Origin of the sequence: Mesorhizobium escarrei (assembly GCF_935825525.1) — a bacterium.
Classification (GTDB): Bacteria; Pseudomonadota; Alphaproteobacteria; order Rhizobiales; family Rhizobiaceae; genus Mesorhizobium; species Mesorhizobium escarrei.
The window spans coordinates 108,040-128,563 of sequence record NZ_CAKXZT010000132.1 but is presented as its reverse complement, the minus strand read 5'-3'; the positions used below and the strand labels follow the sequence as shown (position 1 = coordinate 128,563).

At 63.0% G+C, this 20,524-nt stretch carries 20 protein-coding genes; 17 read left to right on the top strand and 3 right to left on the bottom strand.

Going from position 1 to position 20,524, the window contains the following annotated elements:
* Positions 1 to 197: 197 nt before the first annotated feature.
* A complete protein-coding gene (rcdA, locus tag NMG80_RS19290) occupies positions 198 to 728 on the top strand; it encodes a protease adaptor protein RcdA (protein ID WP_254019554.1) in 531 nt (176 codons plus the stop codon).
* A gap of 242 nt (positions 729 to 970) precedes the next feature.
* Here rcdA and NMG80_RS19285 read toward each other — a convergent pair whose 3' ends face one another.
* Complete coding sequence (locus tag NMG80_RS19285) at positions 971 to 1,258, bottom strand: hypothetical protein (protein WP_254019553.1); 288 nt, start codon at positions 1,256 to 1,258, stop codon at positions 971 to 973.
* Positions 1,259 to 1,958: 700 nt separating this feature from the next.
* Between NMG80_RS19285 and ruvC the strand changes: the two genes are divergently transcribed.
* From ruvC to NMG80_RS19260, 5 genes are all read left to right on the top strand, one after another.
* Entirely contained in the window at positions 1,959 to 2,468 is a 510-nt protein-coding gene (gene ruvC, locus NMG80_RS19280; protein WP_254019552.1) for a crossover junction endodeoxyribonuclease RuvC, read from the top strand.
* Positions 2,469 to 2,478: 10 nt separating this feature from the next.
* Entirely contained in the window at positions 2,479 to 3,099 is a 621-nt protein-coding gene (gene ruvA / locus NMG80_RS19275) for a Holliday junction branch migration protein RuvA (RefSeq protein WP_254019551.1), read from the top strand.
* A 40-nt stretch (positions 3,100 to 3,139) separates the two neighbouring features.
* Positions 3,140 to 3,418 (top strand): AbrB/MazE/SpoVT family DNA-binding domain-containing protein, encoded by a 279-nt coding sequence (locus tag NMG80_RS19270; RefSeq protein ID WP_254019550.1) that lies wholly within the window; start codon positions 3,140 to 3,142, stop codon positions 3,416 to 3,418.
* Positions 3,415 to 4,452, top strand: a complete 1,038-nt coding sequence (ruvB, locus tag NMG80_RS19265) for a Holliday junction branch migration DNA helicase RuvB (protein ID WP_254019549.1) — start codon at positions 3,415 to 3,417, stop codon at positions 4,450 to 4,452. The genes NMG80_RS19270 and ruvB overlap by 4 nt, the downstream gene beginning before the upstream one ends.
* A gap of 118 nt (positions 4,453 to 4,570) precedes the next feature.
* Positions 4,571 to 5,479 carry a metallophosphoesterase gene (locus tag NMG80_RS19260; RefSeq protein ID WP_254019548.1) on the top strand — a complete coding sequence of 303 codons (909 nt, stop codon included), beginning with the start codon at positions 4,571 to 4,573 and terminating at the stop codon, positions 5,477 to 5,479.
* 6 nt (positions 5,480 to 5,485) lie between these two features.
* On the opposite strand, the gene NMG80_RS19255 is transcribed toward NMG80_RS19260, so the two are convergent.
* Positions 5,486 to 6,736 (bottom strand): glycoside hydrolase family 5 protein, encoded by a 1,251-nt coding sequence (locus NMG80_RS19255; RefSeq protein ID WP_254019547.1) that lies wholly within the window; start codon positions 6,734 to 6,736, stop codon positions 5,486 to 5,488.
* 133 nt (positions 6,737 to 6,869) lie between these two features.
* Here NMG80_RS19255 and ybgC point away from each other — a divergent pair, with 133 nt between their 5' ends.
* From ybgC to ftsH, 10 genes are all read left to right on the top strand, one after another.
* Positions 6,870 to 7,346, top strand: coding sequence for a tol-pal system-associated acyl-CoA thioesterase (gene ybgC / locus NMG80_RS19250; protein ID WP_254019546.1), 477 nt, complete (start codon positions 6,870 to 6,872; stop codon positions 7,344 to 7,346).
* 280 nt (positions 7,347 to 7,626) lie between these two features.
* On the top strand, positions 7,627 to 8,337 hold the full coding sequence (gene tolQ / locus NMG80_RS19245) for a protein TolQ (RefSeq protein WP_023799988.1): 711 nt from the start codon (positions 7,627 to 7,629) through the stop codon (positions 8,335 to 8,337).
* A gap of 9 nt (positions 8,338 to 8,346) precedes the next feature.
* The gene (locus tag NMG80_RS19240; protein WP_254019545.1) at positions 8,347 to 8,805 is read left to right on the top strand and encodes an ExbD/TolR family protein; all 459 of its coding nucleotides are present in this window, start codon (positions 8,347 to 8,349) and stop codon (positions 8,803 to 8,805) included.
* A gap of 8 nt (positions 8,806 to 8,813) precedes the next feature.
* Complete coding sequence (gene tolA, locus NMG80_RS19235; protein WP_254019544.1) at positions 8,814 to 9,971, top strand: cell envelope integrity protein TolA; 1,158 nt, start codon at positions 8,814 to 8,816, stop codon at positions 9,969 to 9,971.
* Between the two features lie 67 nt (positions 9,972 to 10,038).
* Entirely contained in the window at positions 10,039 to 11,322 is a 1,284-nt protein-coding gene (gene tolB / locus NMG80_RS19230) for a Tol-Pal system beta propeller repeat protein TolB (protein WP_254019558.1), read from the top strand.
* 158 nt (positions 11,323 to 11,480) lie between these two features.
* Complete coding sequence (locus NMG80_RS19225; protein ID WP_254019543.1) at positions 11,481 to 11,744, top strand: four helix bundle protein; 264 nt, start codon at positions 11,481 to 11,483, stop codon at positions 11,742 to 11,744.
* 271 nt (positions 11,745 to 12,015) lie between these two features.
* Positions 12,016 to 12,522 carry a peptidoglycan-associated lipoprotein Pal gene (pal, locus tag NMG80_RS19220; RefSeq protein WP_254019542.1) on the top strand — a complete coding sequence of 169 codons (507 nt, stop codon included), beginning with the start codon at positions 12,016 to 12,018 and terminating at the stop codon, positions 12,520 to 12,522.
* Between the two features lie 203 nt (positions 12,523 to 12,725).
* Positions 12,726 to 13,823, top strand: coding sequence for a tol-pal system protein YbgF (gene ybgF / locus NMG80_RS19215; RefSeq protein WP_254019541.1), 1,098 nt, complete (start codon positions 12,726 to 12,728; stop codon positions 13,821 to 13,823).
* Between the two features lie 49 nt (positions 13,824 to 13,872).
* Positions 13,873 to 15,279, top strand: a complete 1,407-nt coding sequence (gene tilS / locus NMG80_RS19210) for a tRNA lysidine(34) synthetase TilS (RefSeq protein ID WP_254019540.1) — start codon at positions 13,873 to 13,875, stop codon at positions 15,277 to 15,279.
* Positions 15,280 to 15,402: 123 nt separating this feature from the next.
* On the top strand, positions 15,403 to 17,331 hold the full coding sequence (gene ftsH / locus NMG80_RS19205; protein WP_023799979.1) for an ATP-dependent zinc metalloprotease FtsH: 1,929 nt from the start codon (positions 15,403 to 15,405) through the stop codon (positions 17,329 to 17,331).
* A 482-nt stretch (positions 17,332 to 17,813) separates the two neighbouring features.
* On the opposite strand, the gene NMG80_RS19200 is transcribed toward ftsH, so the two are convergent.
* On the bottom strand, positions 17,814 to 18,479 hold the full coding sequence (locus tag NMG80_RS19200; RefSeq protein WP_254019539.1) for a hypothetical protein: 666 nt from the start codon (positions 18,477 to 18,479) through the stop codon (positions 17,814 to 17,816).
* Positions 18,480 to 18,995: 516 nt separating this feature from the next.
* Here NMG80_RS19200 and glmM point away from each other — a divergent pair.
* Positions 18,996 to 20,348 carry a phosphoglucosamine mutase gene (gene glmM, locus NMG80_RS19195; RefSeq protein ID WP_254019538.1) on the top strand — a complete coding sequence of 451 codons (1,353 nt, stop codon included), beginning with the start codon at positions 18,996 to 18,998 and terminating at the stop codon, positions 20,346 to 20,348.
* The last annotated feature ends 176 nt before the right edge of the window (positions 20,349 to 20,524 follow it).

Below are 20,524 nucleotides of genomic sequence, written 5' to 3'. Positions count from 1 at the left end.
GCAAGGCTCCCTCCTACCCGATCGCGATCCGGATTGCCGGTCGCCTGCTTCGCTGCGTCGCCGTTAACCGTTTGTTAAACATGTGCTTGCGTTCGCCGGCGCCGAAGCGCATTTTCAAGCCTCGGTCATATAGGGTGCAGGCGTGACGGCGATGACGCCGATTCGGCCGGCCGTAAGGGCAAGTGCAGGGCGTATCGATGAACGATCCTTCGAAGGGAAGCGCGAAAACCATCAAGCTGGCGGAGCGCCGGGTTTTCTCCCAATCCTTCAAGCCGCTCTACCAGGAAGGCATGGGCCTGGTCGAGCAGGCGGCCGAATATCTGGACGGCAAGGGCCGGGCCGAGGCGAAGAAACTGTCCAGGCTGGCGGCGACGCTCTATGCGGCCGAGTCGATGCGACTGACCACGAGGCTGATGCAGGTCGCCTCCTGGCTGCTTCTGCAGCGCGCGGCGAATTCCGGCGAAATGACTCGCGATCAGGTTGCTTCCGAAAAATCCAAGGTGCGTCTCGATACCGCTTCCGCCAACAACGATGCCGCAGGCTGGGTCGAACTGCCCAAGGATTTTGTTGACCTCATCGACCGCTCGCTGCGCCTGCAGGCGCTGGTGCGTCGCATGGACGAGGAAATCTACGGCGGCGCCGTGGCCGAGGTCGCGCCATCCGGCCGCCGCATCAATCCGGTTTCCGATCAGATCACGCTGCTCAACACGGCTTTCGCCCGCGGCTGACAGGCCGCTCGATATTCTCCGCTAAGATCGGATACCTGAAGAACGCCGCTGGCGAGGGTAGCGACGGCATCGACAACGATGGACACAGCGAATTCGACATCGACACAGGGCGGCTTCGGCCACTCCTGCCCCAGGTTTGATGGCAACGGATGACGTTCAGGGCTCCGTAGCACGGCGGCGACGAGCCCGACACCATGTCGCAGGCGTATCCACGCGATGGGCACCAAGGGCCGTCGCCAACTCTATGTTCCCTTCACGATTCTCGGCTTAATTGGTCGGCGGGGTTGAGCCGCACTCTCAAGGGACAAGGCCAGCCGCTTCTCGTCTTCGATGGCGCGATCGACTGCCTCGATTTCCTCTTGGAGTTCCTTTAGCTTGGCTCCGTAGCTGGAGCCGTCGCTGTCCCCGATCTGAAAGCCGCTTGCCCGCATTGCGTCGCGGGTATGGTGCACGTTACGAACTCCTTCGCGTCGAGTCGCGACCAGGATTTCCCTGAACTCTCCAAGACGTTCAACGTGATTGCGCGTCATTGCGTTCTCCTATTTCGTCGTCATCGGCGCTGACGGCGATTCAGCACCGCTAAAACTTACGGCGCAGAAGGTTTAAGCGACTCTAAGAGATACGCTCGACAAAACATGAATGCGAAAGCTCAAATTTGACCGTCTTGCAATAAAATGGGAGCGCGGGAGGAGGAAATTGGCTTGGGGCCTGACCGATCACCGACAGGTGCTAGACTCTTGCGCCGAGCGCGTCTGCTGCTCGGCGCGCTTGCTGGTCCATCCAGCTGCCGATTCTGGATCGCGAGGGTCCGTTTCTGAGCGCACAGCGACGCTGGTCTCAATGTCCGATAAGCTGCAAAGCCGCCACCCGGTAAGCGTCTCACGAAGCTCGCCTTTGGGGTCAAAAGCTGCCAAATCCGGCAGCTGATACATGTTGCTCTGACGGCCGCGGTTTCCTCGGCTTACCTACAGCGCCGCGCGTCCTCTTGGACGCGCAAAGGACGCTGTAGCACTTTGCTTTTGCGCATGATCTTTTCCGAAATCGGTTCCGATTTCGGGGTCATGCGCGGGCTCACGGACCCAAATGTCCGTTCCGCTTCAGTTCTCGAAAACCACGCCATCTGTCTCGTCAGAGCGAATTCTCAAACAGCCTGTGGGACGTAGCGGGAGCCTGTTTCTGGTTTGTTCACATTTCGCTGGCATCGCTGTCCGCCACGGGTAAAGTTGGCGGATGGGGGAAACGATTCGCATCATCGGCATCGATCCGGGGCTGAGGCGCACCGGCTGGGGCATCGTCGAGAGCCTCGGCAACTCGCTGCGCTTCGTCGCCTCCGGCACCGTGCGTTCCGACGACAAGGCGGCGCTGGCGACGCGGCTTTGCCAGTTGCATGACGGGCTTGCCGAGATCCTGCATACCGCCATGCCGCACGAGGCGGCGGTCGAGCAGACTTTCGTCAACAAGGATGCGGCCGCGACGCTGAAGCTTGGCCAGGCGCGCGGCATCGCCATGCTGGTGCCGGCGCTGGCCGGCCTGATTGTCGCCGAATATGCGCCCAACGCCGTCAAGAAGGCGGTGATCGGCGTCGGTCATGGCGACAAGAAGCAGATCCACATGATGGTCAAGGTGCTGATGCCGAAGGCGACGTTCGACACCGACGATGCCGCCGACGCGCTGGCCATTGCCATCTGCCACGCGCATCACCGGCAGAGCGTTGTCTACAGGTTGGCGGCGCTGGCATGAGGGACCACACATGATCGGCAAGCTCAAAGGCACGCTGGACGAGATCGACGAGGATTTCTGCATCATCGACGTGCACGGCGTCGGCTATGTCGCCCACTGCTCGGCGCGCACGCTGGCGACGTTGCCGGCGCCGGGCGAGGCGGTGGTGCTGTTCATCGAGACCTATGTGCGTGAGGACATGCTGCGGCTCTACGGTTTCCAGTCGGTTCTGGAGCGCGAATGGTTCCGGTTGCTGATGAGCAATGTGCCGGGCGTCGGCGCCAAGGTGGCGCTGGCCATCCTGTCGACGCTGGCGCCGGCCGAACTCGCCAATGCCATCGCGCTGCGTGATATCGCCATGGTCAGCCGCGCGCCCGGCGTCGGCAAGAAGGTGGCGGAGCGCATCGTCACCGAACTGAAGAACAAGGCGCCAGCCTATGCGGGCGCTGCCTCCGGCACCATCGGCCTGAAGCAGGAACTCGGCGAAGGCGTCGCGCCGGCGCCGATCACCGACGCCGTCTCGGCGCTGGTCAATCTCGGCTATTCGCGCGATACCGCTGCCAATGCGGTGGCGGCAGCGTTGAAAAGCGCCGGCGAGGACGCGGATGCGTCGAAGCTGATCCGCTTCGGCCTGAAGGAACTGGCGCGGTGAAACGTTGCCCTAGAAATAAATCCCGACTAGGAACAAGAGCATGGGCGGATATGCGGGCTTGACCTCCAGGGGGCAGCTTACAATTCCAAAGAAAATCCGGGACGAGCTGTCGCTCAAGGCGGGCGATACGGTTGCGTGGACGATCATGGATGGTCTTCTGATAGGAACGCCGCGCAATCTCGAGTTTTCCGACCTCGCCGGATTTCTGGGCGATCCGCCCGGCGGTCTCGCGACACTGGAGGAAATCGACGCCGCGGTCGGGGATGCCGTCGGTCGCCATGTCGCCGGTGATCACGATGGAAGTGGGCGCGCCGCATGAGCCTTTCGCCACGCCTCATTGCTCCCGACAAGCGCGGCGAGGATGCCGAGCAGACCTTGCGGCCGCAGACGCTCGGCGACTTCGTCGGCCAGGCGGCGGTGCGGGCCAATCTCAAAGTGTTCATCGAGGCCGCCAAGGGCCGCAGCGAGGCGCTCGACCATGTGCTGTTCGTCGGGCCGCCCGGCCTCGGCAAGACGACGCTGGCGCAGATCATGGCACGCGAGCTCGGCGTCAATTTCCGTTCGACCTCAGGTCCGGTCATCGCCAAGGCCGGCGATCTCGCAGCACTGCTTACCAATCTCGAAGACCGCGACGTGCTGTTCATCGACGAGATCCACCGGCTCAACCCGGCGGTCGAGGAAATCCTCTATCCGGCGATGGAGGACTTCCAGCTCGACCTGATCATCGGCGAAGGGCCGGCGGCGCGTTCGGTCAAGATCGATCTTGCCCGCTTCACACTGGTCGCCGCCACCACCCGGCTCGGGCTGTTGACCAATCCGCTGCGCGACCGCTTCGGCATTCCGGTCCGCCTCAATTTCTATTCGGTCGAGGAACTGGAGCAGATCGTGCGGCGCGGCGCCCGCATCCTTGCCATGCCGCTCGGTGACGATGGCGCGCTGGAGATCGCGCGGCGCGCGCGCGGCACGCCGCGCATCGCCGGCCGGCTGTTGCGGCGCGTGCGCGATTTTGCCTCCGTCGCCGGCGACGGTCATGTCGACCGCCAGATCGCCGACGAGGCGCTGACGCGGCTGGAGGTCGATGCGCTCGGCCTCGACGCGCTCGACCGCCGCTATCTCTCGATGATCGCGCGAAATTTTGGCGGTGGGCCGGTCGGCATCGAGACCATCGCGGCGGGGCTTTCCGAGCCGCGCGACGCCATCGAGGACATCATCGAGCCCTATCTGATCCAGCAGGGTTTTATTCAGCGCACGCCGCGCGGCCGCGTGCTGACCGCCAATGCCTGGCGGCATCTCGACCTCGATGCCCCGAAGGACCTGGCGCAGCAGCAGATCAGCCTGTTCCAGGAAGAGTAGGCGCGCGGCCTTCATTCCTGCGCAAAATCTCCTCGTCCTGGTCAGCATGCCGGCGCATTTGCCGGCTCTAACGCTTCGTTGTGGGGACCGTCGGTTCCACGAACGACGGGGTTGAGCGATGATCACCAGACGTGGCTTCCTGCGCCTCATCGGCGGTTCCTTCCTATCGGCCGTGTCGCTCAGCGCCTATGCGGTTGGCCTCGAGCCGATGTTGCTGACACATATAAAGCGCTATTCACTGACGCCGCCAAACTGGCCTGCAGGATTGCGGCTTCACGTCGTCGCTCTCGCCGATATTCATGCCTGCCGGCCATGGATGACGCCGGAGCGGATCAGGTCACTTGCCGAACGGGCGAACGCCCTGCAGCCGGATCTGATTGTCCTGCTTGGCGACTATGCAGCCGGCACACGCCTGGTAACGGACTGGGTGGATGCCTCCGAATGGGCGCCGGCCTTGTCCGGCCTGAAGGCGCCGCTCGGCGTGTGGTCAATCCTTGGCAATCACGACTGGTGGGAGGACCTTTCCGCGCAGAAGGCCGGGTTGGGGCCGACGGTGGCGCGCCGGGCGCTCGAGAGCGCCGGCATCCCGGTCCTGGAAAACGATGTGGTACGCCTGGAAAAAGACGGGCATGGCTTCTGGGTCGCCGGACTTGCGGACCAACTTGCGCTGCGGCCGGGCAAGGCCTGGGGCCGCAGCCGGTTCAAAGGACTGGACGACCTGCGCGGCACGCTGGCAAAGGTGAGCGACAAGGCTCCCGTTATCCTGCTCGCACATGAGCCCGACATTTTCCCGAAGGTCCCGTCAAGGGTATCGTTGACCCTTTCGGGTCATACCCATGGCGGACAGGTGCGGTTGCTCGGCTATTCTCCGGTCGTGCCATCCCGCTTCGGCAACCGTTTTGCCTATGGCCATGTCGTGGAGGAGAACCGCAACCTGATCGTCTCCGGAGGTCTCGGGTTCAGCATCCTGCCAGTGCGTTTCGGGATGCGCCCAGAGATTCTTTCGATCGAACTGGGTTCAGCCTGAACCGCTTCAACGAAGTGACTTGACCACGTCCATCACATCCGGCTCGGCCTGGTCGCCATCAAACGCCTCGACGATGCCGAAGGCGCCGCCATAGCTCCAGACCGACCAAGAGAAGCCACGGGCTTCGATGCGCGTGATCATGTCCCTGACATAAGCGGCACGGTATTCGGCCGGCATCACATAGGCATTGCCGTATTCCTGGCGGATCATGCCGAATTCGCCGAGCGTGATGTTCTCCGGTTTTATCCCGTTGGCCTTTGCCCAGGCCTCGACCCTGGTGAACGGCGCATCCATCGTCTCGCGCAGCTTCTCATCCGTGTCCAGGCTGGCGACCTGCTCGTCGAGATAGGCAAGCAGGCCGCTCTGGCGCGCCCACGGCGCCTCGGCCTTGATCCTTGTGCGAATCGTATCGAGCGCAGCATCGAGTTGGGCGCGCGGAACGGCGCTTAGCGGATAGGGCAGGCCGGTCACATAGGGGATGAAGTCGCCGGCCCAGGTCGCGCCCTGATGGGTCAGCAGGAACGGCTCGTAGGAATGGAAGGTCCAGATGATGTTGTCGTCCGGGATCGCCTTCGGATCGATCTTTGCCAGCGATGCCGCACTGGAATAGCAGGCGCCGGTCAGGATCAGGGTGAGCTTGGTGGCTGACGAACGCGCCGCCGCGAACAGTTTCTGCTGGCGCTCCGGCCATAGGCCGGCGCCGTCGGCGTCGCAGTCGACGACCGGCTCGTTCATCGGCTCGAAAGCGACCTGGCGCGGATCCTCATCGGCCAGCGTGCGCGCCATCTTGCGCACCATTTCGACATAGGCGTCGAACATTTGTGGTTCGTCCATCACCTCGCCCATGCCGATCTTGCGGCTGCTGCCGCTGGGGATCAGATGCAAGTCGACGATCACTTTCAGTCCGGCACGGTTGACCATGCGCACCGAGCCCAGCACGCTGGCATAGAGCTCGTCGCGCAGCGCCAGCGTCTCGCCGGACAGGAACGGCGACGGATCGACCGGCATGCGCAGGAAATCGAAGCCGGCGCTCTTCAGCGCCTTGAGGTCGTCGTCGTTGAGGAACTTGCGCCATTCCGGATAGGGCAGGATTGCCCGCCGGTCGCCCCATTTGTCCTCGCCCGGCCATGTCGTCCACTGGTCGAGATTGAGGCCGCGCTTCATCACAAAGCTCGCCGCCTGGCCCGGCAGCACCAGCGCGGCCAGCACAAGCAGCGCCGCCATCAAGGTCTTGATCATCGCCGTCAACAGTGCCATCGGGTTCATGCGCCAAGTCAATGCGTGTCGCCCAAAACTGTGTAGCGGTCTTGGGACGACGACGCGCCCGGAAACAACCACCTGAAGCGCGTCGCGCTTCAGGTGCCCGATCAGGCCCAAAAAGGAAAGCGCGATGGACGATCATGGTGAATCGGCGGCGCTCTGCGCCGGGCTTTCCGGCGCGCTGACCGAATTCGGCCACCGGCTGATGGCGCGGGTCTATTATGCCGACACCGATTTCTCCGGCGTTGTCTATCACGCGCGCTATCTCGAATTCTTCGAGCGCGGCCGTTCCGATTATCTCAGGCTTGCCGGCGTCCACCACACCGAGCTTGCCGACGGCAAGCATGGCGAAAGGATAGTCTGGGTGGTGCGGCGCATGGAAATCGACTTCCGTGGCTCCGCCCGGATGGACGACATCCTGACCATCGAGACGCGCACCGAGGACATTTCGGGCGCCCGCATCTTCATGGCGCAGCAGCTGAAGCGCGGCGGCGAGGTGCTGGTCGAGGCGCGGGTCGAGGCAGCGATCATCGGCGAGAACGGCCGGCCAAGGCGCTTTCCGAAGGAATGGATCGCAGCCTTCATGCCCAAGACATCAAATCGGTAAATTATCGATCCCGATGATCCGCTGACGATGCCAGGAGGCTCGCCAAGGCGCGGCAATGCGCCGCGCTGTGCGTCCTAACCCATCCTTAACCATAACGGTTCATGAAGAGAGTGGTGAAGATTGGAGGAATCCAGCGCCTTCCTTTCACCAAGATTTGCCCCGAAAAGGCCGCCAACGGTGCATTTTTGGGATTATTCCGCAAGCTTTGCGCGAACGGATTACGAGGGATGCCTATGGGCCAGCCGCCAGCCGTGCCCGGAAAATTCTTAAGGACGTAACCATGGAAAATATCGCACTCGCCGAACCGGGCGCGCATTTGTCGATTTGGGCGCTGTTCACGCAGGCCGGCTGGGTGGTCAAGCTGGTCATGATCGGGCTGCTCTGCGCCTCGATCTGGACCTGGGCGATCATCGTCGACAAGCTCGTCGCCTATGGCCGCATGCGGCTCGCGCTCAATCGCTTCGAACAGGTGTTCTGGTCGGGGCAGTCGCTGGAAGAGCTCTACCGCACGCTCGCCGACCGCAAGACGTCAGGCATGGGCGCGATCTTCGTCGCCGCCATGCGCGAATGGAAAAAAAGCTTCGAGAAGGGGGCGAAATCGCCGCTTGGCCTGCAGACCCGCATCGACAAGGCGATGGACCTGGCGCTGACCCGGGAAATGGAAAAACTGGAAGGACGGCTTGGCTTTCTCGCCACCACCGGCTCGGCGGCGCCGTTCATCGGCCTGTTCGGTACCGTGATCGGCATCATGACCTCGTTCCAGGCGATCGCTGCATCCAAGAATACCAGCCTCTCGGTGGTCGCACCCGGCATTGCCGAGGCGCTGCTGGCCACCGCAATAGGCCTGCTCGCGGCCATCCCCGCCGTCATCGCGTACAACAAGCTGTCGTCGGACGCGAGCAAGATCGCCGTGCGCATGGAAGGGTTCGCGGACGAGTTCTCCGCCATACTCTCGCGCCAAATCGATGAAAAAGTCGCGCAGAAGACCTGAGGAACAATCATGGGAATGTCTGTAGGCGGGGGTGGCGGAGGACGCGGTGGTCGTGGCCACAGGCGGCGCGGCCGCCATCACGCGATGATATCGGAAATCAACGTCACGCCGATGGTCGACGTGATGCTGGTGCTGCTGATCATCTTCATGGTCGCGGCGCCACTGCTGACGGTCGGCGTTCCGGTCGACCTGCCGGAAACACAGGCCAAGGCGATTGCGGCCGACACGCAACCGATCGAGGTATCCATCAACTCCGCCGGCCAGATTTACATCCAGAAGACCGAGATCCCGATCGAGGAACTGGTGGCAAAGCTGCAGGCGATCTCGAAGACCGGCTATGACGAGCGCATCTTCTTTCGCGCCGACAAGGCAACCAATTATGGAGCGGCTCTGCAGGTCATGGCCCGTGTCCAGGCCGCTGGCTACAAGAATATGAGTCTCATCTCGCTGCAGGAACAGGACCAGTAGACAAGAACATGCGGACCGGCCTCACCACATCGGTGATCTTGCATGCGACGGCGATCGCCTTCGGGCTGTTCACGCTGTCGGCGCCGGCTGCGCTTCCGTCGTCGGAAGTCGAGTCGGTCGCAGTCGAGATCGTGCCGATGGAAGCGATCGCGCAGATACAGAAAGGCGACAAGAAAGCTGCGGTGAGCGAAAAGCCGGCGCCACTGCCGACCCAGCGTCCGGACATCGTGGCCGACGCGCAGACGGTCGGCGACAACAGCGTCGATACCGACAAGCCGCCGACGCCTGAAGCCAAGCCCCAGCCGGTCGATAAGGCTGAGGCGCCGCCGCCCGCGCCGACGCCGAAGGAAAAGCCGAAGCCCGAGGACGTGCCGAAACCGAAGGAGCAGCCCAAGCCTGTCCCGGCGACGGAGGTCGCACCGGTGCCGCAGCCGAAGGAAGAGGTCAAGCCCGAGCCGGTCAAGCACGCGGAGCCAAAACCGACGCCGGCCAAGGAACCGGCGCCGACGCCGCCGCAGGACAAGACCGCTGCCATCGACCCGCAGCCTGAGGTCAAGCCGGATGCCGTCGCGGAAGCGATTGCCAAGGAGCCGCCAACCGAGGAGACGCAGCTTCCGGACTCTGCGCCCGCCCCGCAGGCGCGGCCGAAGCCGCAGCCGGCCCAGGCCGAAAGCGCCAAGGCGCCGGAGCGCAAAGACGCCGACAAGCCGGTCAAGGAAGCCTCGTCCAGGCCGAAATCGGAAGACAAGCAGTTCAACGCCGACGAGATTTCGGCGCTGCTCGACAAGCGCAAGCCATCCGGCGGCGGCGCCAAGCGTTCGACCCAGCAGGCATCGCTCGGCGGGGACAAGAATCAGGGCCAGAAGCTTTCGAGATCGGAACAGGGTGCGTTGGAGGCCCAGCTTGGCGGTTGCTGGACCCTGCCGGTGGGGCTCGAGGGTTCGGAGAATTTCATCGTTGTAGTCCGGTTCAATCTCGACGCCTCCGGCAAGCTGGACGGACGGCCATCTGTCGAACAGTCGAGCGGCAACCGCCCGTTCGACGAAAGTGCCGTGCGCGCTGTTCAGAAATGCGATGTGGCCGGTCTGCAGGTTCCCGCAGGCAAACAAGACATCTGGGCCGACGTCCGGGTCACGTTCGATCCGAGGGAGATGCTGGGCTTATGAGCCTGGCGCCCGTAGAAACATTGAAGACAAGCGAGAAGATATGAAATCCATCCTCAAGCCGCTCCTGATGATCGTAGCGATGGCGCTGGGCGTGACTGCCGCCGCCACCTTGCCGGCGCGGGCGCTCGTTGAGCTCAACGTCAACAAAGGCAATGTCGAGCCGCTGCCGATCGCCATCAGCGATTTCCAGGGCGGCGATGCGTTGGGCGCGGAGATTTCCGGCATCGTCAGCGCCGACCTGAAACGCTCCGGCCTGTTCGCGCCGATCGACAAGAGCGCCTTCATCGAAAAGATCTCCAACCCGGATGCCACGCCCCGCTTCGAGGACTGGAAGGTGATCAACGCCCAGGCGCTGGTCACCGGCAGCGTCAGCAAGGAGGCCGATGGTCGCGTCCGCGCCCAGTACCGGTTGTGGGACACCTTTGCAGGCCAGCAGATGTCGGGCGAGCAGTTCTTCGCCAACGACGCCAATACGAGGCGCGTCGCCCATATCATCGCCGACGCCATCTATGAGCGGCTGACCGGCGAGAAGGGCTATTTCGACACGCGCGTCGTCTTCATCGACGAATCGGGCGCAAAGAACGCGCGCAAGAAGCGCCTCGCCATCATGGACCAGGACGGCGCCAATATCCGCTATCTGTCGGATGGCAGGTCGATCGTGCTGACCCCGCGTTTCTCGCCAAACCGGCAGGAAATCACTTACATGTCCTATGAAAGCGGCCAGCCGAAGGTCTATCTGCTGCAGATCGAGACCGGGCAGCGCGAACTGGTCGGCGACTTTCCCGGCATGACCTTTGCGCCGCGCTTCTCGCCCGACGGCCAAAAGGTGATCATGAGCCTGCTGCGCGACGACGGCAATTCCAATATCTTCGCCATGGATTTGAGAAGCCGCTCGACGACCAGGCTCACCAATTCGACGGCCATCGACACCTCGCCGTCCTATTCGCCGGATGGCAGCAAGGTGGTGTTCACCTCCGACCGCGGCGGTCGTGCGCAGATCTATGTGATGGGCGCCGACGGTTCGGGCCAGACCCGCATCTCCTTCGGCGACGGCGTTTATTCGACGCCGGTATGGTCGCCGCGCGGCGATCTCATCGCCTTCACCAAGCAGACTGCCGGCGAGTTCCAGATCGGCGTCATGCGCGTCGACGGTTCGGGCGAGCGCATCCTTTCGACCGGCTTCCAGCAGGAGGGGCCGACCTGGGCACCCAACGGCCGGGTGCTGATGTTCTTCCGCGATTCGGCCGGCGGCCCGAAACTCGTTTCGGTCGATCTCACTGGCCGCAACGAACAGTCGATCCCGACCGCGAATTTCGCTTCGGACCCCGCCTGGTCGCCGCTGCTCGAATAGGCTGGAAGGGGAATTGAGGAATTGAGGAACTGACGAGTTGAAGAACTGAAGGATGGAGAAGGAGCGGCCTACATCGAGCACGCGAGGGATTTGGAAGTCTATAAGCGTGCCTATGCAGTTTCCCTTGGGGTGCACAGAGCACGCTTGCTTTTCCGAAAATGGAGCAATACGCGCTCGCCGATCAACTACGTCGTTCCAGCAAGGCGATCTGCGCCAATTTGGCTGAGGGTTTTGCCAAACAGACCCACTCCAAGCCCGAATTCGCACGATTCATTTCGATGGCGATAGGGTCATGCAGTGAAGTGGAGACGCGGATTCGTATGCGTTCGATCTGGAGTATATCACCCAGGCGCAACGCGACGAGTGGTTGCAATCCTATGCCCGCATCTACGGAATGCTGGTCAATCTCAGAGAGAGGTTGAGGTGACCTCTTTCCTTAATTCCTCAGTTCCTCAGTTCTTCAACTCTTCAATTCGCTCTCTTCAATTCACTCTTTCCACGGCTTGGTCGCGTTTCAGCCGCATTTCTGCCTACGGTCCGCGCGCATTGTTGCCTCCTCGGATTCCCCTTGGGCAAAACGGCTGCGGACGGCAGCCGAAACCAAATTTTAACCGTGTTTCTTGAACGCCGGTTAACCCAAACGTGGTTACTGGACGATCAACGAAATCACTCGAATTGCGAAGGAGAGGCGGCATGGGCCGTATCGCAGCACTTACCAGAAACCCGGCGATGATCGCGCTGGTGGCGTTGCTCGCCATCGCCGGTTGCGCCTCGAAGAAGAACCTGAACAGCGCCGCCGATCTCGGTCTCAGCGGCGCCGGGGCGGCAACGCCCGGATCGGCCCAGGATTTTACCGTCAACATCGGCGACCGCATCTTCTTCGACACAGATTCGTCCTCGATCCGCGCCGACGCGCAGACGACGCTTTCGCGCCAGGCGCAATGGCTGAACCAGTATCGGCAGTATGCCATCGTCATCGAAGGCCATGCCGACGAGCGCGGCACGCGCGAATACAACCTGGCGCTCGGCGCCCGCCGCGCCGCCGCCACCCGCGATTTTCTCGTCGCCAGGGGTGTTTCCGGCCTGCGCCTGAAGACCATTTCCTACGGCAAGGAGCGTCCGGTCGCGGTTTGCGACGACATCTCCTGCTGGTCGCAGAACCGCCGCGCCGTCACCACGATCAGCGGCGCAGGTTCCTGATCGGCAATTTTCCGATCGGCAGAAATGCAACACCTGCGTGCGAAAGGCGGCTGCGGCCGCCTTTTTCGTGTCCGGTGCCCGGATGTGGGACTTGAAACAAAATTTGGCCGAAGTCCTGCGTCCTTGGTAAGAACCGAGGCGCCTGACGGTCCACTCCGATCGGAAGGCATGCAACAGGCAAACAATTTCACGGCGAGAGGCACATGCATTTCAGATCGGTCTTGAGCGGCACGCTTGCGCTGCTGCTCGTATCAAGCGTCGCCGCACTTGCTGGCGGTACCGGGGCAAGCGGCAACGAGCAAGCAGCAGAAAAAGGCGGTTTTTCCTTCCGCCTGCCGACGCTCGGCATTTTCGGTGAAAAGCCGGGCATTTTCGGTGAAAAAAAGAAACCGGATCAGGTGCAATATGCACAGGATGGCACCGGCTCTACGGCGCTGCAGGAACAGCTCCGGCAAATGAACGGCAGGATCGAGGAGCTCAACTTCCAGGTGCTGCAGATGCAGGAGCAGATCCGCAAGCAGCAGGAAGACAACGAGTTCCGCTTCCAGCAGCTGGAAGGCGGCTCGCAAGGCGCGCAGCAGCCACGCGAGCAGAAGAAGTCGGACGCCACCACCGACACCGACAGCAGCGTCGCCGAGGCTCCGGCGACTCCCGCGCCGGCCGACGCGGGCACACCGCCCGTCGACGGCCAGAGCGGCGAGGTCATCGTCGAATCACCGACAGGCGAACCCGGCGCGGTGATCCCGGGCACGCCGCCGAAGACGTTCGGCACCATCACCGTCGACAAGAACGGCAATGTGATCGAGGGCAAGACGCAGGCGCATGCGCCGGCGCAGAACACCGTCCCCGGCGACCAGGCTGCCCGCGACCAGGCCGGCAAGTCCGACGATACGGTGGTCGCGGCGCTGCCCGCCACCGACGACCCGGAGGAGCTTTACCGCAATTCCTATCAGTTCATCCTGTCGGGCGACTACGGCACTGCCGAACAGGGTTTTCGTGACCACATCGCCCGCTTCCCCAAGGACGCCAAGACGGCGGACGCGCATTACTGGCTGGGTGAGTCGCTGCTCGGCCAGCAGAAGTACCGCGACGCGGCCGAGACTTTCCTCGCCGCCAGCAAGGACTATCCGAAGGCCAAGAAGGCTCCCGACATGCTGCTGAAGCTCGGTGTGTCGTTGGTCGGATTGAACCAGCGCGACGTGGCCTGCGCCACTTTCGGCGAGATCGGCAAGCGCTACCCCAACGTTTCCGGCGCACTCAAGGAGCGCGTCAAGCAGGAGAGGGCGCTCGCGGCGTGTTAGTTTTTCTCTTGCATGTCGTCGTCCCGGGGCCTCTTTTGGGCGACATGCTTTGACGCCCGAAACCGAGCCTGACCGTTCGGTTTTTTCGCAGATCGACTTTACCAGCGGCGCTGTTGCGGCCGTGTCCGGCGGCAGCGACTCGACCGCCCTCCTGCTTCTCCTCAAAGATCACCTCGACCGTAGCGCGCCGGCAACGAAATTGCTGGCTGTGACGATCGATCACGGTCTGCGGCCGGGCGCGGCAGCGGAAGCGCAAGCCGTGGCCAGGTTTTGCGCCGGGCGCGGCATTGCCCACCGCATCCTGGTCTGGTCCGGGCGCAAACCGTCGACCGGCCTGCCGGCTGCCGCGCGAGAGGCACGCTACCGGCTGCTGGCCGAGGCGGCGCAGGCGGAAGGTATTGGCCTGATCCTGACCGGCCACACAGCCGACGACCAGGCCGAGACCGTGCTGATGCGGCAGGCGCGCAGCCATAGGGCACGCGACGATGGGCGAGGTCTAGCCGGCATGGCGCCTGCCACCCTCTATGACTGGCGGATCTGGATCGCACGGCCGCTTCTCGGCACACGGCGTGCGGTGCTGCGCGAAATCCTTCGGCGCGCCAATGTCGGCTGGGCCGAAGACCCGACCAATGAAGACGAGGCTTTCGAGAGGCCGCGTATCCGCGCAGCGCTTGCCGACCGCAATGGTGCGCAGCGCGTGGAAGACGCGTTGGCGCTGGCCGCGCGGGCTGCGGTGGAGCGCGAGCAGCTTGGCCATCGCGCCGCCGCGCTGATCCGTGGCTTTGCCGGCAGGCCCGCCGCCGGCCTTGTCCGTCTCGATCCGGGCTTTGCGACGGCCGGCGACGAGGCAGCGGCCGTCTACGCGCTGCGCGTCCTGCTGGCGACTGTCGGCGGCGTTGCCTTTCTGCCCGACCAGGCTCGTAGCGAGGCGCTGCTCAACCGGCTGAGGCCCGGACGACCTGGCACAACCGTATTTTTGGCTGCCTCGTTTTGCGCTACTTTGTCGCGGACGGTGGTCGATGCACGGCGTGCCGGCATCTTCCTGCGTCGCGAAACCCGCAATCTGACGCCGGCTGCGCCTGCCGTGGACAATGCCCTCTGGGACGGCCGCCGAAGGATCACATTGGGCGACAAACCGGGTGCATTTTTGATCGCGCCGCTCGGCGCGGCTGGTGCCGCAAGACAGGCAATTGCCGGAAATGGCACGCCGCCGAGCCTTGTCCGCGCGGCTCTGGCGGCCGAGCCGGTGCTGTGGCGCGCAAGCGAACGTCCTGGCGAATGCTCTGGTTCGGCGCAGGACGGCCCGGTCTTGCCGGGAAGGGCGGTACGCCCGGTTGTCGCGCCCTTTGCCCGCTTGCTGCCGTCCTTCGACCTGGCGCCGGCTGGAACTGTCGCCGCGCTGATCGGCGCACCGCGACTTCCTGCCACGCCTTTCGCCGGCCACACTGCCGGTTGATCATGGGCGAAAGCTTAACCGCGACATGCTGTTCTGCTTGGCAATGAAGGGCGCCATCCCTATGTTAGACCCAAGTTTCCTCTCACGACGCGTGTCCGCCAGCGGACGCCAACGGGACAATTGATGAATCCGAATTATCGCAATCTCGCGCTCTGGGCGATCATAGCGGTCCTGCTCATTGCTCTCTTCAATCTGTTCCAGACGCCGCAGACGCGCGGAGCAGCGAGTGACGTCCCCTATTCGCAGTTCCTGCAGGACGTTGCGGCCGGCCGGGTCAAGACGGTGACCATCGCGGGCGCCCGCATCTCGGGCACCTATACCGACACCTCTACCGGTTTCCAGACCTATTCGCCGGGTGATCCGTCGCTGGTTTCGAGGCTGCAGGACAAGAACGTCACCATCAACGCGCGCCCCGAATCCGACGGTTCCAATTCGCTGTTCAGCTATCTCATCTCCTGGCTGCCGATGATCCTCATCCTTGGCGTCTGGATATTCTTCATGCGCCAGATGCAGTCCGGCTCCGGCCGCGCCATGGGCTTCGGCAAATCGAAGGCAAAGCTTTTGACTGAAGCGCATGGCCGCGTCACCTTCCAGGATGTCGCCGGCGTCGACGAAGCCAAGCAAGATCTGGAAGAGATTGTCGAATTCCTGCGCGATCCGCAGAAGTTCCAGCGGCTTGGCGGCAAGATTCCGCGCGGCGTGCTGCTCGTCGGCCCTCCGGGAACCGGCAAGACGCTGCTTGCCCGTTCGGTCGCCGGTGAGGCCAACGTGCCGTTCTTCACCATTTCCGGCTCGGACTTTGTCGAGATGTTCGTCGGCGTTGGCGCCAGCCGCGTCCGCGACATGTTTGACCAGGCCAAGAAGAATGCGCCCTGCATCATCTTCATCGACGAAATCGACGCGGTCGGCCGCCATCGCGGCGCCGGCCTCGGCGGCGGCAACGACGAGCGCGAGCAGACGCTGAACCAGTTGCTGGTCGAAATGGACGGCTTCGAATCCAACGAAAGCATCATCCTGATCGCCGCCACCAACCGGCCGGACGTGCTCGATCCGGCGCTGCTCAGGCCCGGCCGTTTCGACCGCCAGGTGGTGGTGCCGAACCCCGACATCGTCGGCCGCGAGAAGATCCTGAAGGTGCATGTGCGCAACGTACCGCTGGCCCCCAATGTCGACCTCAAGGTGATCGCACGCGGCACGCCGGGCTTTTCCGGCGCCGACCTGATGAACCTCGTCAACGAATCCGCCCTGATGGCGGCGCGGCGCAACAAGCGCCTTGTCACCATGGCCGAGTTCGAGGACGCCAAGGACAAGATCATGATGGGCGCCGAGCGCCGCTCGTCGGCGATGACCCAGGCCGAGAAGGAACTCACCGCCTATCACGAGGCCGGCCACGCCATCCTGGCGCTGAACGTGCCGTCGGCCGATCCGCTGCACAAGGCGACGATCATCCCGCGCGGCCGGGCGCTCGGCATGGTCATGCAGCTGCCGGAAGGCGACCGCTATTCGATGAGCTACAAATACATGATCTCGCGCCTCGCCATAATGATGGGTGGCCGCGTCGCCGAGGAGTTCAAGTTCGGCAAGGAGAACATCACCTCGGGCGCCTCCTCGGACATCGAGCAGGCAACCAAGCTGGCGCGCGCCATGGTCACGCGCTGGGGTTTTTCCGACAAGCTTGGCCACGTCGCCTACGGCGACAACCAGGAGGAAGTGTTCCTCGGCCATTCGGTGGCGCGCACGCAGAACGTTTCGGAAGAGACGGCGCAGATCATCGACGCCGAAGTGCGCCGGCTGATCGACGAGGCCTATTCGACGGCGAAATCCATCCTGACCAAGAAGAAGAAGGAATGGATCGCGCTGGCGCAGGGGCTTTTGGAATATGAGACGCTGTCCGGCGACGAGATCAAGCAACTGATCGCCGGCCATAAGCCGGCCCGGGATCTCGGCGACGATACGCCGCCAAGCCGCGGCTCGGCCGTGCCGAAGTCCGGCAGCCGCCGCAAGAAGGGCCCGGAACCCGAGGGTGGCATGGAGCCTCAGCCGTCAAGCTAGGGTCCGGCTGAGGAGGTTGATTTCGAAAACGCCGCGGTTGACCGCGGCGTTTTCTGTTCAGGAGCTGCCCGACGGCCGATCACGGCGCGAAAGCCTTTCACCCCCATCGCATCCGCTCCCACAACTGGATTCGGCAAATGTTGAGTTACGAGGGGCGCGCTGTCCTGCCGACCTCTCAAGGTCTGGGTTCCTCGCCCACCGCGAAGCGGGGGAGAGGTGGCCGCGAAGCGGCCGGAGAGGGGGCTTTCGTAGGGCGCGTTCCCCCTCTCCGTGTCGGCTTCGCCGAGCCACCTCTCCCCCACAGTGGGGGCGAGGAACCCAAGCTGGAATGATGCCGCGATCCTTCCGCTGTTCTACGGACATCTCCCCCTTGAGGGGAGATTGGCAGTGGCTTCGCCGGCGCCAGCAGGACCGTCCGCAGCCGGCAACAAAAAGGCCCGCGAAGCTTGCGGCTCGCGGGCTTCTTCGAATGTTGATGCCGATCAGCTCTTCAGTGCGGCATTGCACAAGCTGTAGAAGCCGCCACCGGTCTGGATCCACTTGAGGCCGCCCAGCGTCCCGGCCCCCTTGTTGGCGTGGTACTGGTCGCGGCAAGTGTACATGCGGGCCTTGACCGGAGTTTCGCTGCTATATTTGTCCGAGATCGCCTTCGGCAACGTCACTCCCTGGGGAGCGGTGACGGTCGGCTTTTTCGGCTGGCTGGTGAGGCTTGCCTGATCAGCTGCCGGCTTGGTGTCGTCGTCGAAAGCACTGGCACCGCACTGGCTCATGCGGAAGTCGTTCCACTTCATGCCGTTCAGCGTATTGGCGGTCTTGGCCGCCCGATATTTGGCGCCGCACTCCGACCTGCTGAGGCCGCTGCCTGCGTTGGCAGTCGCCGCTGCCTTGGTTGTCGTTGCGGCGGCCGCATCGGGCGTTGCAGCGCTGGTGCTGTCCGCCTTGGCTGGCGTGACGTCGGTTGCGGCGGCCACGGTGCCGCATTCTGCCTTGCGGAACTGGTTCCAGTTCTGCCCGCCAAGTGTTCCGGCGTCCTTTGCCGCGTTATACTTGGTGCTGCATTCGGCCATGGTCAGCGCATTGGCGGGCGCCGCCAGGAATAAAGTCGCGACGACAAGTCCCGTCAAAGTGGCAAGTCGATGGATGAGCATGTGTCTTCGCCCTCTGATGTTCACGTTATGTACCAATTAAGCAATAGCACTCAACGAATGGTTGCGCCAGAGGCTAAATGGCGTGAAAGCGGTCGGAAAGTGCGTTATTTTTGATGAACCCGTTGCCAGATCCTGTTCGCCAGGCAATTTTCCCGGGCGCGTTTGCACGGAAAACTTGCATCGAGCTGTCCACTCTCAGGAACTGCCTGACATGGCGGGCCGATCGGGTCGGCCAGTGCGGCGGACCTGAATGTCTGGTCCAGAGCAACACGATTTATGGGTTCCGAATTCAATGCCTATCGACTGGCACATGAAAGAATCAAGATGCGGTCAGTAGTTCCCGAACGCTGTGCTGCAACCGGGGGCAGGCAAATTCACAGCACTGACGTGACATAAAACACACAAAACAACAGTTTTCTAAGGATTGGTGCCCTATAATCATGAATTGTGATGATAGGGCTCGGGCCAATGTGTGGCATGACGTGCCGGCAATGAACCATCGGGAAGCTGACTAGCATGGCAGGAAGTTATTTCGGAACGGACGGCATTCGGGGGCGCGCCAATAGATTTCCAATGACGGCGGAGGTCGCCATGAGGGTCGGCATGGCCGCCGGCCTTTCGTTCCAGCGCGGCAACCACCGCCACCGCGTCGTGCTCGGCAAGGACACCAGACTTTCCGGCTACATGATCGAGAATGCGATGGTGTCGGGCCTGTGCGCCGCTGGCATGGACGTGTTCCTGCTCGGCCCGATTCCGACGCCCGCCGTCGCGATGCTGGTGCGCTCGTTGCGCGCCGACATCGGCGTGATGATCTCGGCCTCGCACAATCCTTACTACGACAACGGCATCAAGCTGTTCGGCCCCGATGGCTACAAGCTCTCCGACGAGATCGAGGAGCGCATCGAGGGGATGCTCGACAAGGATATCGACCTGGCGCTCGCGGATTCGGACGGGCTCGGCCGCGCCAAGCGCGTCGACGGCGTCCATGATCGCTACATCGAATTTGCTAAGCGCACGCTGCCACGGTCGATGTCGCTTTCGGGCCTGCGCATCGTCGTTGATTGCGCTAACGGCGCCGCCTACAAGGTGGCGCCCGAGGCGCTGTGGGAACTCGGCGCCGAGGTCGTCGCCATCAATGTCGAGCCCAACGGCTTCAACATCAACAAGGAGTGCGGCTCGACCCATCCGGCCGGCCTGCAGAAGAAGGTTCACGAAGTGCGGGCCGATATCGGCATCGCGCTCGACGGCGATGCCGACCGCGTCGTTATCGTCGACGAGAATGGCGCGATCGTCGATGGCGACCAGATCATGGCGCTGATCGCCGAGTCCTGGCATCAGAGCGGGCGGCTGGCCGGCGGTGGCGTCGTCTCGACGGTGATGTCCAATCTCGGCCTCGAACGCTTCCTCGGCGACATCAACCTGCAGTTGCACCGCACCAAGGTCGGCGACCGCTATGTCGTCGAGCACATGCGCGCGCACGGCCTGAATGTCGGCGGCGAACAGTCGGGCCACATCGTGCTGTCCGATTTTTCCACCACCGGCGACGGCCTCGTCTCGGCGCTCCAGGTGCTCGCCTGCATCAAACGGCAGAACCGGCCGGTCAGCGAATTGTCGAAGAAATTCGCGCCGGTGCCGCAACTGCTGAAGAACGTTCATATTTCCGGCGGCAAGCCGCTCGAGGAAGCCCTGGTCAAGGCGGCGATCGAAGATGGACGCCACCGCCTGGGCCAGGCCGGCCGCCTGGTCATCCGGCCGTCCGGCACGGAACCGCTCATCCGCGTCATGGCGGAAGGCGACGATCAGCAACTGGTCGAGGCCGTCGTCAACGACATCGTCGAGGTCATTTCGGAAACGCGCAGCGCCGCCTGATCCCAGAGCTTTGCCAGCTTGAAAGCCCGCCTCTTCAGGCGGGCTTTTTTTCGCGGGGTTGCACGCCTAATTCTCCGCGAAATGATGCGAAAATCCTGAAAGATTAAGAGATTCATGGTTAAGCGATACGGTTAAACGCCCCTTAACTTTTCCAATTCATTATCCACGACTGAAGC